This window comes from Marinomonas sp. THO17, assembly GCF_040436405.1.
In the GTDB taxonomy this organism is placed as follows: Bacteria; Pseudomonadota; Gammaproteobacteria; order Pseudomonadales; family Marinomonadaceae; genus Marinomonas.
Genome location: NZ_AP031575.1, coordinates 579,941 through 595,538, shown reverse-complemented (window position 1 = coordinate 595,538; position 15,598 = coordinate 579,941). Strand labels below are relative to the sequence as shown.

The 15,598-nt window shown below is 43.3% G+C and carries 10 protein-coding genes; 8 read left to right on the top strand and 2 right to left on the bottom strand.

The features are described from left to right. Positions 1-129: 129 nt before the first annotated feature. The gene (gene xthA, locus ABXS85_RS02790) at positions 130-939 is read right to left on the bottom strand and encodes an exodeoxyribonuclease III (protein WP_353668527.1); all 810 of its coding nucleotides are present in this window, start codon (positions 937-939) and stop codon (positions 130-132) included. A 158-nt stretch (positions 940-1,097) separates the two neighbouring features. Here xthA and gorA point away from each other — a divergent pair, with 158 nt between their 5' ends. Further along, entirely contained in the window at positions 1,098-2,474 is a 1,377-nt protein-coding gene (gene gorA, locus ABXS85_RS02785) for a glutathione-disulfide reductase (RefSeq protein ID WP_353668526.1), read from the top strand. A gap of 220 nt (positions 2,475-2,694) precedes the next feature. After that, entirely contained in the window at positions 2,695-3,249 is a 555-nt protein-coding gene (locus ABXS85_RS02780) for a porin family protein (protein ID WP_353668525.1), read from the top strand. Positions 3,250-3,314: 65 nt separating this feature from the next. Here the strand turns inward: ABXS85_RS02780 and ABXS85_RS02775 are convergent, their stop codons facing one another. Further along, positions 3,315-4,976: a pectate lyase gene (locus ABXS85_RS02775; RefSeq protein WP_353668524.1), complete on the bottom strand. Its 1,662-nt coding sequence runs from the start codon at positions 4,974-4,976 to the stop codon at positions 3,315-3,317. Positions 4,977-5,267: 291 nt separating this feature from the next. Here ABXS85_RS02775 and ABXS85_RS02770 point away from each other — a divergent pair, with 291 nt between their 5' ends. The 6 genes from ABXS85_RS02770 to ABXS85_RS02745 all read left to right on the top strand — a co-directional run bounded on the left by ABXS85_RS02770 (position 5,268) and on the right by ABXS85_RS02745 (position 15,512). Then, the gene (locus ABXS85_RS02770) at positions 5,268-6,737 is read left to right on the top strand and encodes an aminoacyl-histidine dipeptidase (RefSeq protein ID WP_353668523.1); all 1,470 of its coding nucleotides are present in this window, start codon (positions 5,268-5,270) and stop codon (positions 6,735-6,737) included. A 167-nt stretch (positions 6,738-6,904) separates the two neighbouring features. After that, entirely contained in the window at positions 6,905-7,747 is an 843-nt protein-coding gene (locus tag ABXS85_RS02765; RefSeq protein ID WP_353668522.1) for a 2Fe-2S iron-sulfur cluster binding domain-containing protein, read from the top strand. A 21-nt stretch (positions 7,748-7,768) separates the two neighbouring features. Then, on the top strand, positions 7,769-9,061 hold the full coding sequence (gene sbcD, locus ABXS85_RS02760; RefSeq protein ID WP_353668521.1) for an exonuclease subunit SbcD: 1,293 nt from the start codon (positions 7,769-7,771) through the stop codon (positions 9,059-9,061). After that, complete coding sequence (locus ABXS85_RS02755; RefSeq protein WP_353668520.1) at positions 9,058-12,777, top strand: AAA family ATPase; 3,720 nt, start codon at positions 9,058-9,060, stop codon at positions 12,775-12,777. Before sbcD ends, ABXS85_RS02755 begins: the two co-directional genes overlap by 4 nt. 373 nt (positions 12,778-13,150) lie before the next feature. After that, positions 13,151-14,353, top strand: coding sequence for a cytochrome c peroxidase (locus ABXS85_RS02750; RefSeq protein ID WP_353668519.1), 1,203 nt, complete (start codon positions 13,151-13,153; stop codon positions 14,351-14,353). Between the two features lie 106 nt (positions 14,354-14,459). Further along, the gene (locus ABXS85_RS02745; RefSeq protein WP_353668518.1) at positions 14,460-15,512 is read left to right on the top strand and encodes an aldo/keto reductase; all 1,053 of its coding nucleotides are present in this window, start codon (positions 14,460-14,462) and stop codon (positions 15,510-15,512) included. Positions 15,513-15,598 lie beyond the last annotated feature (86 nt).

Sequence of the window (15,598 nt, the reverse complement as noted above, 5' to 3'; positions counted from 1 at the left end):
GTAAAGTCATCCACACTCTCTGTGGATAAATCTGGGGGTAGCCGTAATTAACAGTCATTCTCATCAAATAATACGGCACTTGTTTGCTTTGATTAAATAATAAACAAGTGCCGTTATGTGCCTTTTTGCCTATAGGGTAAATTCTGTCCAAATTGGCGCATGATCCGAAGGTTTCTCAAGACCTCGTAGTTCATAATCTATATCTGCTTCTTGAATAAATGGGGCCAAAGCCTTTGAAGCCAATATGACATCAATTCTTAAACCACGCTTGGGCTCGTCATCAAACCCTTTTGAGCGATAATCAAACCAGCTGAAACGATCATTTTTATTAGGGTTAAGGTGACGATAGGTGTCGGTGAATCCCCAATCTAATAAGCTGTTAAACCATTCTCTTTCTTCTGGCAAAAAGCTGCATTTTCCCGTTTTTAACCAGCGTTTGGCATTATTCTCACCTATGCCAATGTCGAGGTCGGTAGGCGATATGTTGACATCACCCATGACAATGATCTTTTCGTCTGTTCTATGGTTTGCCAAGTAAGCCATTAAGTCCGCATAAAATTTACGTTTGGCAGGGAACTTGGTTTCGTGATCTCGACTTTCACCCTGTGGAAAATAACCATTGATGACTTTCACCTTGCCTTGTGGTGTCGCAAAGGTGGCAATGATCATTCGACGCTGGGCGTCTTCTTCGTCTCCTGGAAAACCGTATTCTACTTCTATTGCCTCTTGTTTTGAGAAGATAGCCACACCGTAATGGGATTTTTGACCATAATAATAAGCATGATAGCCAATGGATTGAGGTATTTCATGGGGAAAGGCTTCATCATGAACCTTGGTTTCTTGCAGTCCAATGACATCAGGTTGATGTTTGCTAACCAAGGCTTCTATCTGATGGGGTCTGGCGCGTAGGCCATTGATATTAAAAGAAACAAATTTCATACTGGCTTTCCGTTTTAAATTTCTTTGATGATACCAGATGTCCTCCTTGTCTTCTTGTATTTAGCTAAGACTAATTCATGTTTTCTATGAACTTTTTATTTTAGCCTTGCTACACTGGCGTCATATTTCTATAAAGCATTCCAATGAGGAAAGACACAATGACTTATCAATATGACTTATTTGTTATCGGTGCGGGTTCTGGCGGGGTAAGAGCCAGTCGTGTTGCTGCTTCAAAAGGTTATAAAGTGGCAGTTGCCGAAGGCAGTGCTTTGGGTGGCACTTGCGTCAATATTGGTTGTGTACCAAAGAAATTATTCGTTTATGGGTCTGAGTATGGTCATGGCTTTGAGGAAGCGGCTGCTTATGGTTGGCAGCACCAAGGTGTGTCATTTGACTGGTCTGTGTTACGAGACAACAAAACCAAGGAAATTGAACGATTAAATGGTATTTATGGAAACCTGTTGAATAATGCTGGTGTAGAACTGATTAAGGGGTACGCCAGTTTTGTCGATGCTCACACAGTGGAGGTCAATGGTCAGACCTATACGGCGGAACGTATTTTGATCGCCGTTGGTGCCAAGCCCTTTATTCCTGAGTTCGAAGGGAATGATTTGGTAGTCAGTTCTAATGAAATGTTCTATTTGGACTCTCTACCCAGTAAAGCCCTCGTGGTGGGCGGTGGTTACATCGCGGTGGAATTCGCTGGCATCTTAAATGGCTTGGGCGTGAAAACGGCATTGGCTTATCGGGGGGATCAGTTATTACGAGGTTTTGACCAGGATGTGCGTAACTTCGCCAGTGTTGAGTATGTGAAATCCGGCATAGATGTACGTTTAAACACCGATATTGCCAGTATTGAATTGCTTGATCCTCAACAGCCAGAAGGTGCTCGCTTGGTGCATTTTAAAGATGGTCAGAGCGAAGAGTTTGGTTTGGTGCTGTATGCGACAGGCCGTGTACCGAATGTAGACACTTTGGGCTTAGATAAAGCAAATATCATTACCGGTAAGAATGGCGCTGTAGTGATTGATAGTAACTTCACTACCTCTGTCCCCAGCGTTTTTGCCCTTGGTGACGTGACCGACAATATTCAGCTGACGCCAGTTGCCATCAAAGAAGCCATGGCATTGATAGATTATTGGTTTGACGGTAAACCTGTGAATTTTGATTACGACAATATTCCCACCGCGGTATTCAGCCAGCCAGCCATTGGTACTGTGGGCTTGACTGAGCAAGAAGCGCAAACCAGGGGATTGGATTTCCGTGTCTATCAAACCGATTTCCGTCCCATGAAACACACCTTAAGTGCCAGTACATCTCGTTCCTTAATGAAACTCTTGGTCAATAACGAGAATGACAAAGTCATTGGTGCGCACATGGTGGGGGATTATGCTGGAGAAATCATTCAAGGCTTAGGTGTGGCCATCAAAGCAGGGGCGACAAAGGCTGATTTTGACGCCACGGTTGGCGTTCATCCAACCAGCGCGGAAGAGTTTGTGACCTTCTCAGAAACGGCTTTGAAAAAGCGCGATTAACCTTTTTTAAAGCGTCATTACCCTTCTAGTAAAAGCCCAGTAAACTCGCCATATTTCTTTCTTAGCAAGCCAATAATGACGTTAAGTGCACATTTATTGGCTTTTTTTTACAAAAAGTCCTTATAAGTGATTGTTTAGGTAAGATTTTGCTGATAGGTTACTATTACGTACTTTAATTTACGTAATTTTACTTTATTGATAACATAAGGATTGTAAGGATATGAAAAAAATGCTTTTTGCCTTGTTGGCCATTTCAGGTACTTCTATGACAATGGCAGCGGATAAACCCTTTACCGCAGAGGTGTTGGTGGGGCAGGCGACTTTTGAGATTGACGACTTTATAAATGATGACGATACTTCTTCGATTATACGCTTAGCTTACGAATTTGCTGATTCATGGTCTGCAGAAGCGGCATTTCAAAATTATGGGGATGTGTCTACAAAAATAGAAGATGAGGGTGACACGGAAACCTATGAATATTCAACTTCCGCATTTACTTTAGGCGTTAAAAAAACCTTTGCCTTAAATGATCAATTTTCCTTAAATGCTCGTGCAGGTATTGCTTTATGGGAAATTGAAAGTGTTGAGAGAGACGAAGATGGTACGAGCACAGCAACCAATTCTTCAAATGATCTTTATTATGGTGTTGGATTGGATTATGCATTAACTGATAGTTTAAGCTTATCTGCAGAATATACTATGATAGCAGCAGAAGATGATTCTACTGACATTGACTTGAGTAACATAGCCGTTGGCGTAGGCTACCAATTCTAAATTCTACTAAATGGAACTGACCTAAAGCTCACTCTGTTCCCCCTTTTGAGTGAGCTTTTTTGTCTTTATGACCTTTTCTGCTCATAAATAAACTTCACATCCATGATGTTTTTCACCTTGCCGTTATCCAGCACTATGTCGCCATGAATGTAGCCACCGCGACTGCGATAAATGGGGATTTGTTCAGGATTACCATTTTTATGCGCCATCCAAGTGAGTAGGGCAAGTGGCGTTACCTCGTCGAATCGACAATAGAGATGTTCTGACGATGGCATAAACAGACCATGATGAGCGGTTTGTTCGAACAAATCGATGGCCAGTCGATCGGCCAAGGCCAAATAGAAAGCGTGTTGGGTGGCGCGATACATTTCTAAGGTAGCAAAGAGTAAAAGTGGATCCTTTAGCGCGTCTGTTTTCGTAGCTTGCTCTTTCTCTTTCTCTTGTTTTGACTCTGAACGTGACTGCCAGTCTCCCAGACCAAAATGCTGGGCCATGGCGCAAATAGTTGACCAGAGAACTTGGTTTCGAGACTCACACCAGTTAGCGACATAAGCAAGGAAGACGTGAACAGGCAGAGGACGGCGAATCAATTCTTGGCCTTGTTGCCCATAATAACCATAGCGTGGGATCTTGTGTCCTGTGAGGTCTTTGCCATCAGCAAACATAGGTTTGATTTCATTGGTGGCAGGATCGTAAGCGTATTTGGCCCAGGCTTCTAGACCTTGTGTGGTCCAATCCAACAGTTGTTTACCCTGTTCGCCTAATTCTCTCGCCAATAAGGTTTGGGCCAAAGCGCAGTCACCATAAATACCTTCGGGGCCGTTGAGGGCTTCTTCGTCTACTTTGAACAATACCCAAGCTTCTTTGGCGACCTCGCCGTACTCTGGACCAAACTGCCTTTGTGCTCTGTCCCCCCAAAAAGAAAAGGTGTACTGCGGATGGTGTTCATCGGTCGGAGCATCCCCAGTTTTAAGGGGTTGATTGTATTGATAGCAGCCAAGCTGAGTATCTGGGTGACGGCTGTTGACGTATTGACTCATTAAATGTTCAGCCCATGACAGGGCTTTTTTATCACCATCAAGGGCGTAGAGCATACCGGCACTGAATACCAAATCGTTCCCTATGTTGACGAAGGATAAACCTTTCATTTCACGTAAAGGCGGTAAATTGTCCTGTTTTGGCTTGTCCCAAAAGCTTAATTCCTCAAAATCCAATCCATATTGGCCATGACGAGACATTTCCATCTGCTGCCAATCGGTAACGTGTGTATTCCAGATGGCCTTGATCAGCTTACGAGTTGCGGCGGCATCGGTTTCATACATGAGTTCATAAAAGGGACAATGGTGTTTGAGTTCATGCACCATGTTTTTGTTTTCTGGGCCAACCGAATCTAGGGTTTTTAGATCAATAAAGGAATGACCGCCCCAGCGTATCAGACCGCTGGCATCGGCATGATCAAAATGCCATTGAATCGCGTCTTGTGCTGCTTGTTTGTATTTGCCATCTTGGGTGAGGTTGGACAAGCCGACAAAAAAGCGAAAAAGGTTTTGCTGGCTTGCAAGGTTCGATGGTTGCCAAATTCGACCATCGACATTTTTCCAACTAACGGCTTGTTTGCTTTGTGCGTTACAGCCATCAAAAAACAAAGGCGTATTATGATATGGATCGCGAAAATCGCGCAACAGGGTATCTGCGTATTGAATGAGATAGTCCAGTACAGCTTGCATCGTCATGTCCTATTGTTTTTATTGGTCTGCTTGCTTTTATTGATTTGCTAATCGTCTTAGTAAATAAAATACTAGCGAAATTTCATAATAGATTCCATAAAATAAAACGCTATTTCAAAATAAATTTAATTGTGTTTCACGTCTTGGTATGAGTGTGTAACTTGTTTAAGAGCTTGCGCATGCGTTTTCTGTATGGTGCTAGGCTTAATTTCGATTGCCTCTGTTCCATTGCTTCTTTAATCTAACCCTCATTCATTTTTGAAGGTTTTATATAGGAAGTAAGAGCATTTTATGAATCAAGCACTGAGTAGGTTGCAGCCAACAATCCTTTGGCGACATTTTAAAACCCTATGCGACATCCCAAGGCCGTCTTTTCATGAAGCCCGGTTGCGTGAACACTTAATTGCTTGGTCTGAGCAACTTGGTTTGAGTCATTATGTGGATCCTGTTGGCAATTTGTTGATTCGTAAACCGGCGACGAAAGGTATGGAAGATAGGGAAACCGTGGTGTTGCAAGGTCATCTTGATATGGTGGCGCAAAAAGAAGCAGGACTTGAGCACGATTTTACTAAAGACCCTATTCAAACTCAGATTGTCGACGGCTGGGTGTCAGCGAAAGGCACGACACTAGGAGCGGACAATGGCATAGGTGTCGCAGCAGCATTGGCGGTGTTGGAGTCCAATGAGATTGCTCATGGGCCAATAGAAGCCTTATTTACCATAGAAGAAGAAACCAGCTTACGTGGTGCCCTGCAGTTAGAAAAAGGGATTTTGCAGGGAAAAATTCTGTTTAATCTGGATTCAGAAGACAGAGGTGATGTGTACATTGGTTGTGCCGGTGGTACCGACATCAATATTGCTAAGTCTTACGCTTTGTTTGAACTCCCCGCCAATCAACATGGCTTTGAGATTCGAGTATCTGGACTCAAAGGTGGTCATTCCGGCTTGGATATTCATAAAGGTCGCGCCAATGCCAATGTATTATTGATTCGTTGTTTAAATTTGTTAAAGCAAACTTGCGACTTTCAGCTCAGTGGTTTTCAGGGTGGAACATTGCGCAATGCCATTGCTCGCGATGCGGTGGCTAGTATCAGCTTGGATGGCAGTCAAGTTAACGCCTTTAAGCAATTTATGAGTGAATTTGAGCAGCAGACAAAGTTGGAGTATCAAGCCACCGAGACCAATTTGTCTATTTCAATAGTCCCTTGCCAAGCACACTTGGCACTAGAGAAAGACGATCAAGATCAGTTGCTCAATGCCTTGTTCTGTGCGCCTCATGGTGTGCATCGTATGAGTCAGGAGCTGGAAGGGGTGACCGAGACGTCTTGCAACTTAGGCGTGATTGAATTGACCCCGAATCAACAAGAGATGCACTTCAGTGCATGTTTGCTGGTGCGCTCTTTGGTGGATTCCGCCGTGGAGCATCTTGCGCAGTCGGCAAAATCCGCTTTTGCACTCATTGGTGCACAGGTGAAATTGGAAAACGCTTACCCTGGTTGGCGACCGGATCCGAATGCGGGTTTGTTAAAAGCCTTTTTGCAGGTACATAAAGAGGTCATGGGCTACGAAGCCAATGTTAAAGTCATTCATGCTGGATTGGAATGCGGTATCATAGGGGCTAAATACCCGGGTATGGAAATGGTGTCCTTTGGGCCAAATATTCGTGGAGCCCATTCACCCAGTGAGCGTATGGAAATTGACTCTGTTGGCGATTTCTGGAACCTGTTGGTGGCAATGCTCGCTAATACGCCAAAACTCTAGCGCAGAAGACAAATCGATACTCTATACTAGGCGGTTATCTATCACCGCCTAGTACGTCATTTTTAGAGCGTCATGCTTCTTGTTTTTCTGTGTTTCTTTTATGTCATAATCCTGCTATTAGGTACTAAACCTATGGGAATCAATACATAACCAAAAGCGAACAGAGGATGAATGCAAAGCCAGTAATCATTTCATTAAACGACCAATCATACACAGGGCAATCTGGCGATAACTTGCTGACAAGTTTGTTGGCGCAGGGGGCTGATGTGCATTATGGTTGTCGCGCTGGGGCATGTGGTGCTTGTCGTCTTTACGATGTCGACACTCAGTCTTTAGTATTAGCCTGCCAAACTCAAATTGATTCTGATCGTTCTCTCTCTACTAAGCCTCCACTGGCGTACTCCCGCTTTTCTCTTCTAGCGAAACAGTTTCTCACTGACAGTGAGCTTGCTTGCCAGCTTTTGGGGCCAAGTGATGAGTCCTTTGGTGATAGGGTGATCGTCTCGTTAAAGCAAGAGGGGCGGGCTCAAGAATGCATGGCATTGAACACTCCGGGTCAAGATCTTTTGCTCATCTTATCGCGATGCCAATGGTCAGATACGGATTGGCAAATCATCACTAAACTTGAACCCGATGATAGCCTGTATTTGCAACAAGATAAGACGATACGAAAAGGCCGTTTGCTGCATGAGTTAGGAGTAGATCAAGGTAAATGGCTGGTGGTTCTGTCTGCACAAAATCAAGTCTATAAAGCGTATTGGCAGCAAGCTTTAGCATCCTATTCGGCAGATATTGTGGCGATTCTTGCGTTACAGAATAGCAAGGTAGAAAGGTCTGTTGACTTGACTGAACAAGCTCAATGGCTGGCGTCACTGCGGGAAGAATTAAGTAAAACGAGTTCCTCAGAGTTAAACATACTGTATCATGGACAAGATATTTCCATGCAAGTTTGGCAAGAATTTTTTCGATCACAACGCATTCGAATTCAGCAATTGCATTTTGTGCGCTGAGCAACCCCATTAGGTAAGATTATGAAGATTTTACACACCTCAGATTGGCATCTGGGGCAGCATTTCATGGGCAAAACCCGTCGCGAAGAACATAAGGCATTCATTGAATGGCTGTTGACAGTGGTAGAGCAAGAGTCGATAGAGGCCGTGATTATCGCGGGGGATGTGTTTGATACCGGTTCACCGCCAAGTTACGCTCGTGAAATGTACCATCAATTGGTCTTGGAAATGCGTGCCAGAGCATGTCAGTTAGTGGTGATAGCGGGTAATCATGATTCTGTGAGTATGCTCAATGAATCAAAGAGCTTGTTAGCTTATCTGGATGTGCAAGTCATTTCCCAAGCGGATTTATCGGATATAGAATCTCATATCGTGCCCCTTAAAAACCGTCAAGGTAAGGAGGCCGCTTGGCTGTGTGCTGTGCCATATTTGCGTCCAAAAGACATAGTGCAAAGCCAATCTGGTCAGTCAGAACAAGATAAGAAAGAAGATTTGTTAGAGCAAATTAAAGACTTTTATCTCCGCCTTTATCAGTTAGCAAGTAAGCGTAATGCTGAGAGAAAGCAGCCATTGCCTATTATAGGAACGGGCCATCTTACCGCTTTTGGTAGCCAGCTCAGTGAATCGGTTCGCGACCTGTATGTGGGCACCTTGGATACCTTGCCGACATCCGTTTTCCCTCCTTTTGATTATTTGGCACTTGGCCATATTCATCGACCACAAGCCATAGGAAATAATGGTTGCTTTCGTTATTCCGGTTCGCCCATCGCACTCAGTTTTGATGAGCTGGGTCGTGAAAAATCCGTGGTGATTATTGATACCAATCTATTGTCTAAAGATAAGCAGGTTATGGATGACCTATTTGCTGAGCAAGAAGACCCTGTGTTGCTAAAAAAAGTACCTAGTTTTCAACCTATGGTGAGTTTGCAAGGTGATCTACAAAGCTTATTAACACAGATTGAATACCTTTCTTGTGAAGAAGGCAAAACCATTTGGCTTGAAGTGTCCGTGGTGGCAGATGACTATTTAAGCGACCTGCACAAGCAATTAATGGAAGCAGTGGAAGCAAAGCCTATTGAGTTATTAAGGGTAATGCGTAAGAGAACACAAGGTGAAATCTCAGTGACCTTTACTGAACGACAAACCTTATCTGAATTATCGGTTGAAGAGGTTTTTGATCGCAGTGTTGCCGCCAGTCTAGAGTTAAAAGATGAAGAAAAAAGTGCCTTGTCACAACTCTTTCAGCAATGTCTTGAAGAAATGAATGAACAAACAGAAGGTGATGACAAGGTAGAAAAGGATACCGTCGAATGAAGATTTGTAAGTTACGACTCAAGAATCTCAATTCTCTAAAAGGAGAATGGCAAATTGATTTTCGCAAAAGTCCATTCGATGAAGCGGGTGTGTTTGCCATTGTTGGTCCAACCGGGGCGGGGAAATCTACCTTATTGGATGCCATTTGTTTGGCTTTGTATCATGAAACACCAAGATTAAAAGTCTCGCCGAGTCAAAATGACATTATGACCCGGCATACGGCAGAATGTTTGGCGGAAGTGGAATTTGAAGTAAAGGGTAAGGGGTATCGTGCTTTTTGGTCACAAAGACGAGCGCGTAATGTCAGTGATGGCAAGCTTCAACCTATGACGTGTGAGCTGAGTGAGATTGATGGCAACATCATCACCACCAAGATAAACGATAAAATCGATAAGATTGCTGAGTTAACCGGGTTGGATTTTGCACGTTTCACTAAATCCATGTTGTTGGCTCAAGGTGGCTTTTCAGCATTCTTGAATGCCAGAGCCAATGAACGTGCCGAATTACTGGAAGAGCTCACGGGTACGGAAATTTATGGTCAAGTATCGAAATGGGTGTTTGATAAGCATAAGCAAGAAAAACAAGCCATTTCAGCCTTGGAGCTGGCCAGTCAACAAACCACTTTGATGTCAGCTGAGGATCTGCAAGCGTTAAAGCAAAAAGAAGCTCAGTTTGCAGAACAAGACACAAGGTTTACTCAACAAGTGACACTTCATCAAACGGCTTTTGAGTGGCGGAAAAAGCAACTGGAGCTTGAACAGCAAGAGCAAAAGGCAAAGCAAGCCTTAGTAGAGGCGCAGGCTTCTCAGTCGTCTTTTGCTGATCAGAAAGATGCAATGGAATTGTCACAAAAAGCGCAAAGTATTGAATCTGATTTTACCAAGCTGGTGGAGGTTCGTGATGCTTTGTCCCAGTCGCAAGAAGAGCGGCGAGCACTGGAAAAAAATAAACAACAAAGGCTCGACACACAGCAAGAGGTCAGTAAGCGACTTGAGAGCAGCAAAGCGCAATTGGCAGCTTGCCAACAAGAAGCTGAACAAGTGCAGCAAAAAATTCAACAGCAAATTCAGCCTTTGGTTTTGCAAGAACAGGGGTTGTCTCGCCAGCTTGAAGAACAAAAAGTTATTGTTGAGCAAGCTCAGCAAAAGCATCAATCGCTTGTAAATGAAGCCACTAAACGAGACGCTGATTTAGCTAAAATTTGCGCTTCCCTTGAGCAAAACCAACAAAAGCTTGATCAATACCAAAGCATGGAGAAGGTTGAAGCGGAATTAGCCAGTTGGTTACATCAATTAGATAGCTTGTCAGCCAATCAACAATTGTTGGCGCAATCTAGATCGACAGTTCAACAAAAGCAGCAAGTTTATGAGGATGCACTTGGTCAGCAAAAAGACCATGTGGCGCAGGGTGAAACGTCAGCCAATGCTTGGCAAAGCAAACAGCAGAGTTATACCGAGGCTTTACAGGATTTTCATCAGTTAACTGGAGGACAAGATTGGCAAACTTGGTCGGATCAAGCTCTGCAAACAGAAAGACAGGCGCAAATAGCTCGACAAATAGAACAATTACTAGAGGATTATCATGCTAATGCCCTTGAGCAAACTCAGCTAGACAAGAGAGTCCAACAGTTAAATTCTCAAATAACCAACATAAAGCAACAGCTAGTAGAGGCTCGCCAAATCTATAAGGAACAAGCGGCCCATCAGAAAAGTCTGGAGCAATTGGTGGAAGCGGAGCGTCATATTATTGCGTTAACCGCCCTTCGTGAGCAATTGCATGAAGGCCAAGCTTGCCCATTATGCGGTTCACCGCAGCATGAGTTGCATCAAGCCTTGTATCAACAAGATTCAGGTCATCAGCAGCAGTTGATCAGCTTGAATCAGTCTTTAGAAGCAATGAAACAGCAAGGCCTGAATTTAGCGGCAGATGAAAAGCTGTTAGCTAAAGAGGTGGCGTTACTTGGTCAACAACTAGCAAGTTTGCAAGACCAGCAAGAACAAAGAAAGCTGCAAGTCTTGTCCCTATTATCGAGCTTAGGCTTGTCAGCCCATTTTGTCGAAAATAACCCAAATCAAGAGCTTGATGTGGCCATTAATCAACAGCAGGTTGAGACTTATATTCAAGCTTGGCTCAACCTTGAGCAAATACAGCCAAAGGTTCTACAGCAACACAAGCGCGTCGTAGAACTCGAAAAAGCATTGCAAGCTTTACAAGAGCAACAACAAAATTATGCAGCGCGTTTGGCTGAGTTAGAATCGCATCTTCAGTTAGCCAAGCAAGCCTTGGAAACTGAGCAGGCACAACAAAACCATCTATTGAATAACATTACTCAGTCTGAACAAGCTTTGCAGTCTGCAATGCAGCAAGCTGGGGTGTCAAAGGCTAAGCTTGATCAACCTATGGATCAAGTATTAACTCGTTTACAGCAGGATGTCGTCAGTTGGAAAGAGGCCAAAGCCACACAGGATCAGCTTATTCAAGCACGAAATCAGGAACAATTTGAGCAAAGTAAGCTGAAATCCGATTCAGAAGAAAGCCAAATTCATCTTAAAAAAGCCCATGATAAGTATAAGGAATTAGAACAAGAGCTTGCTCACTTGCGTGCTTCCTTATTTGAGTTACTAGGGGAAGAGACGATCGATTCATTGCAACAAGCGAAGAAGGAGAAATTGGCGAATGCTGAGTTGGAACAACAAACTCAGCAAGTCGAATGGCAGAGGTTACAAGATGCCTTATTGGCCCTGAATACTGAGCTTAAGTCTCTTCAAACTAACATTGAAAAACAGCAGCAAAGTGAACAAGTTTTGCTGCCTAAGTGGCTATCCAGTCTTAATAAAGTAGGTTTCACTGATGAGCAAAGTTGGCAAAACGCTCGCGTTTCACCTGAGCAACTCGAACAATGGCAAGAAAGGGATAAAGCCTTACAGACTCAATTGGCACAACAGCAAACCTTATTCGATCAGGCTCAGCAAAGTGTGCAACAACATCAAGCATTGCAAAAAGATCTTGCTGATCCATCCTTATTAGCGCTGAATCTCGATGCATTGAGAGTAAAGCGAGATGATTTACAGTCACAACAACAAGCCATGCATCGCGAATGGGGCGTGGTAACTGAACAACTGAAACAAGAAGCAAAGCGCACTGAGCAAGTCGCCAGTTTGCTTGATGAGCTAGATAAAAAACGTGCGGATTTTATTCATCTAGAGCGTCTTAATTATGTGATCGGTTCGGCGGATGGCGCTAAGTTTAGACGTTTTGCGCAGAGTCTAACATTGGATCATTTAGTGTATTTGGCTAACCAGCATTTGCTGGTATTGCATCGTCGTTATCAATTAAAGCGCCGTGAGGAAGACACATTGTCTCTTGAAGTACTTGATACTTGGCAGGCGGATGCCAAACGAGACACCAAAACCTTGTCTGGAGGTGAGTCTTTCTTAGTCAGTTTGGCTTTGGCCTTGGCTTTGTCCGATTTGGTTTCTCACAAAACCAGTATTGACTCACTTTTCTTAGATGAAGGCTTTGGCACTTTGGACAGTGAAACCTTAGAGTCGGCTCTAGATGCTTTAGATAATCTGCATTCATCGGGTAAAACCATAGGTATCATTAGCCACATCAGCGCTTTGAAGGAGCGGATTCCAGTGCAAATAAAACTCACCAAGCAAAGTGGTTTAGGGGTTAGTCGTTTGGCATCAGAGTACGCTGTCAATGAAACTTAATGATAAATTCAGATGGGGTCACTCATGCTTGCAACTGGTGCAAAAGTTTTCCCCAGATAAATGGGAATAATCATGTAAGTAAGTTGTAAAAAATTAATAAAAACAGAAACTTAAAACTTCGTTCAATATTGAGCATCTAAGCTTTACGAAGCACTGATTAGGAGCATTTTTATGCTATTAATCAGTAACTTGGTTTGTGATACTTAATAAGCTGCACAGAAATATTTCATTGATATCTCATAACTTGATATAAATCGTGTTTTTGAGTTTTTTACAGAGAAATTTAGTAATAATGATTGTCATTGTTTTACTGGTTTTTTTTAAGGGTGTATTATGCTCTGCAAATTTTCAACTGAGTCTTGAGTAGTTTTTCATGTTACGTCTTTCGTTGGGTTTAATCGCGGTATTTTTATTAACGGCTTGTAACGAGTCATCTAAATTGGATGTGGCGGCAACGTCACAGCAGCACCAAGCTGCTAACGAGTTACCTGTGGCTTCAACTGACCCCAAAGCCTTACTAGGTTCACAGCTGTTTTTTGATACTAATCTTTCAAAAGAGCGCAATCAGTCCTGTGGTACCTGTCACGCAATTGCTACCGCTTTTGTTGATAAGCGAACAGACGCCTTGGATGGTGCTGTCTCGTTGGGCAGTGATGGGCTGTCTATGGGGGGGCGTAATGCTCCAACAGCTGGTTATGCTGCTTTTTCGCCTGCGTTTCATCAGATGGCCAATGGCGAATACCGTGGCGGTCAATTCTTGGATGGACGTGCTTCAGGGTTAGTTGAACAAGCACAAGGGCCATTCATTAATCCTCTTGAAATGGCGTTATCGGATAGTGCTGCGGTTGTCGAGCGCGTTAAAGAGAATCCTTCTTATATTGAACGTTTTAATAGCCTATATAGCGATGGGGTATTGGATGATACAGAAGCGGGCTACAATGCCATAGCGGATGCCATCGCAAGCTTTGAGAAAACGAAACTCTTTATGCCTTTTGATTCGAGATACGATAGGGCATTGCGCGGTGAAATAAAGCTGACACCACAAGAAGAACTGGGTAAGACCCTGTTTTTCTCACAACAGTTTACTAATTGTAATGCTTGTCATCAGTTACACACTTCGCCTCTGAATCCTCAGGAAACCTTTACCAATTATGAGTATCGCAATATAGGTGTTCCAGTGAATCCAGCCTTGTATACGCATACAGGAACAGTGGATAAGGGGTTACTGGATAATCCTGATATTCATGATGAAAAACAGGCGGGTAAGTTTAAAGTGCCGAGTTTACGTAATGTGGCTGTTACTGGTCCTTATATGCACAATGGGGTATTCAAAGATTTGCGCACCGTCGTTTTGTTTTACGATAAGTACAATAACCCTAAACGCACCATTAATCCCGAAACGAATAAACCTTGGGGTGACCCAGAAGTGACGGCGAATATTGATTTTGAGGAACTTGAAAAAGGACCAGCATTACCGGATCAAAGAGTAGACGCCATCGTCGCTTTCTTGAAGACCTTGACAGATCAACGCTATGAATCTTTGTTAGAGTCTGATGAAGGGGCTAGCCATTTTTAGTGAGGAGAGTCGCAAGTCCTCATTGTTTTCATTGATAAAACTGGTGTAGTGGGACGATTTCTGTTTACATTGAATTTTTCTTTTTTTAATAAGAAGGATGTGAATAATGAAATATGTGCCATTAGGCCGAACCGGCTTGGAGGTTTCACGCGTTTGTTTGGGGACCATGACATGGGGAACGCAAAACACTCAAGCGGATGCTGATGAGCAAATTGAATATGCCTTAGAACATGGTGTTAACTTTATGGATACGGCGGAAATGTATTCTGTACCGCCAACACCTAAATCCTATGGTAAAACAGAAACCATTATTGGTGACTGGTTATCTCGTAATCCATCCCGTCGCGATGACTTTGTCTTGGCGACAAAAATTGCCGGTCCAGGTTTAGGCTATGTTCGTGATGGTTGCCCCATTACCGGTAAGTCTGTCATTATCGCGGTAGAGGATTCTCTGAAACGTCTACAAACGGATTATATCGACCTGTATCAATTGCACTGGCCTAATCGTACCTCTCCTCATTTTGGTAAGCATTTCCCTAATAATTTCCGCTTTACAGATGTAAATGGTGAAGATCATTCCAATCAAATGTTGGATATTTTGCAAGGTATAGAGGCTTGTGTAAAAGCAGGTAAAATTCGTCATTTTGGTTTGTCTGACGATACCACTTGGGGAATTAATGAATACTTGCGTTTAAGTGAAAAACACAATCTGCCACGAGTGGCATCGATACAAAATGAATTTAGTTTATTGCATGCTAAAGATTGGCCGTATTTGATTGAAAATTGTGTACACCAAGATGTGGCTTATTTACCTTGGTCGCCATTAGCAGCGGGAGCATTAACAGGTAAGTATTTAGGAGGGGCTCGTCCAGCAGGCAGTCGTTGGAGTTATGCGCAGCGTAATGGTTTATTCCGTGATACGCCAATGGTGGATAAAGCGGTTTCGGCTTATGTGGAAGTGGCAAAAGCCCATGGCATGACAGCGGCTCAGTTGGCATTGGCCTGGTGCGATCAAGTGGACGGTGTGACATCAACCATTATAGGGGCAACGTCATTAGCACAGCTCAAAGAAGATATGTCTGCCTTTGATCTTGAATTATCAGAAAAAGCCCTGCAAGACGTTATGGCGGTGTTCAAAGAGTATCCTGTGCCATTTTAATGGCTGATGACGTCATTCCCTATGATGTGCTTAGTTTAACGTAAGTAAAATAAAAACCGGCATTGCCGGTTTTTTTATGCTTTATG